This window comes from Okeania sp. SIO2B9 (genome assembly GCF_010672505.1).
Taxonomy (GTDB): Bacteria; Cyanobacteriota; Cyanobacteriia; order Cyanobacteriales; family Microcoleaceae; genus Okeania; species Okeania hirsuta.
On sequence record NZ_JAAHGK010001362.1, the window covers coordinates 1 to 1978 of the forward strand.

The following is a 1978-nucleotide window of genomic DNA, read 5'->3' on the forward strand; positions in this document are numbered from 1 at the left end:
GTATGGGAGGAATAGTCAGTCGTTATTATGTTCAAAGATTAGGTGGTATAGAGAGAGTAGAACGTTTTATTACTATTTCTTCTCCACCTAATCTTTGAACATAATAACGACTGACTATTCCTCCCATACTAAAACCTATTAAATCAAAGGGTTGGTTAGGAGGAAATATTTTATCTACATAATTCGCTACTTGTTCGGCTAATTTATCTAAACCTAAAATACCGTAATTAGGAACTAAGTTCAGAGAATATACTTCCCATCCTAATTTTTTTAGGTATCGAGACATTTTATCGAATATTCTCATGGTGTCAAAAATTCCATGGACTAATAATACCGGATTAGGTTTATTTAAACTTTTCATATTCCTGATTTATCGTGCTGATCTTATTCTAAATTCTAGAGTGGAGCGATCGCTATTCTTTTGTTGAGTAGGACAATCTTTTGACTGATCTAGCAGAAGAAAGAAGAAGGAGAAATATTGTTTTGTCTGAGTTTTAAGCTTTTGATATGTCCGCACCCTTTCTTTCGACTGCTATAGCACTACAAGAATTGGTTAAGAAATTTTTCAATCCAGTTTCCTGACGGATTCCGCAAGAAAAAACTGTTCCCTATTCCCTATTCCCTATTCCCTAATTATGAGATATATATAAACAATTACAAATTTTTTTGCTTCTGATTTTCTCCAATTGCCAATTTTACGATCTACCTCTTCTGGTTAATGTAAAGTTTTATAAATAAATATAGACAAAACTTACGCTTGCTTTTAATTTAAACATATCAGGAATTTAACTGTAAAATTGTTTACAGAAAATCATTTAGGAGATAAAGATAATGTTAGCTTTTATCGGAGGATTGTTCGCCGGGGTATTTGGTATCCTGGGAAATCTGCTGGGAAAGAAGTCTGATTATTTATTAGAATTTAAGGACGATCAAGGCACTAATGAATCCAAGGAAGAATCTACTCAAGGGAGTGTAGCAGCGCCAGAACCTACTACAAAAAAAGAAACTAAACCTGCTAGTCCTGAAATTCCAAAAATTGCTAAAGCCAAACTTTCTGAGGCTAAAAAAAATGCTAAAAAAGCTGAAGCTGAAAATGGCACTCCTACAGTCGCAACACCACAACCTCCTGTAACTAATGTTAAAGTTTCCCAGGAACCAGAAGAGTTAGTATTATTTGCTCCTAACTTTTTAATGCCAAAACCTACAGCAAAACGTCGTCGCCCTGGTCCTAGCATGGGTATGTTTCGTGGTATGGCTAAGGATTTAAATCTGCCAAGATAATATTCGATAAAGAACTTAAAAATAAAGGGGTAAAAATTTAGCTTTTAACTTTATATTTGCTATGTTAAGCCCCTAATTTTTTAAGAATACTAAGGTACTATATAAATGAAAAGCTGGGTCCCACATTGTTTCTATTTTACGCGATATATCAATGTAATATTTGAGGCGACTTAATAGTTGAGTGTAATCTCGACTTGCGGCTTCTCCAAAAGAAGTAAAATCAGACCAAGTTGTTACTTTAGCTAATTTTGGATTAATCATATTTACTAAGTCATTCCATTTACTTCTATTAGTAGTTTGTAGTGTTAATCGGGATTCCTCTTGAGTCTTAACCTTAGGAGTAATTCCTTTTTGATATTGATAATTTTGGTCACAAAATCTGATAATACTACGGCGATTAGGAAGATGTAAATCTAATATATTGGCATAATCTTGAGTCATTTGTTTATGACGGATTTTTTCGGAACGTCGTCTAGGATCGTAATCCATAGCATTCATAAATATAGGTAATAATCCCTCAACTTTGTTTACTACTTCCGACCACTGAAAATTTAAACTTCCCATTTTATCCTGTTCACCCACTACATGAACCCGATAATCCCTACCCGGTATATATTGCTGAAATTGAGTTGGACAAGAAACAACATTATCTAAACGTTCCGCGCGCTCCGGTCGTAACTGAGAAACCTTACTGCGG

Annotated in this window: 2 protein-coding genes and 1 pseudogene; 1 reads left to right on the forward strand and 2 read right to left on the reverse strand. The window is 34.4% G+C overall.

The genetic code is table 11. From position 1 onward, the window contains the following. Window positions 1-31: 31 nt before the first annotated feature. Window positions 32-361 carry an esterase/lipase family protein gene (locus F6K13_RS35575; protein ID WP_375340689.1) on the reverse strand — a complete coding sequence of 110 codons (330 nt, stop codon included), beginning with the start codon at window positions 359-361 and terminating at the stop codon, window positions 32-34. A gap of 470 nt (window positions 362-831) precedes the next feature. On the opposite strand from F6K13_RS35575, the gene F6K13_RS30750 reads away from it, so the two are divergent. Next, entirely contained in the window at window positions 832-1281 is a 450-nt protein-coding gene (locus tag F6K13_RS30750) for a hypothetical protein (RefSeq protein ID WP_124145149.1), read from the forward strand. 72 nt (window positions 1282-1353) lie between these two features. Here F6K13_RS30750 and F6K13_RS30755 read toward each other — a convergent pair. Continuing rightward, a pseudogene (locus F6K13_RS30755) lies at window positions 1354-1978 on the reverse strand (hypothetical protein); the annotation flags it as partial.

Coding starts and splice junctions, on each gene's coding strand:
- F6K13_RS30750 (WP_124145149.1), top strand. CDS start 832: ATGTTAGCTTTTATCGGAGGATTGTTCGCCGGGGTATTTGGTATCCTG.
- F6K13_RS35575 (WP_375340689.1), bottom strand. CDS start 361: ATGAAAAGTTTAAATAAACCTAATCCGGTATTATTAGTCCATGGAATT.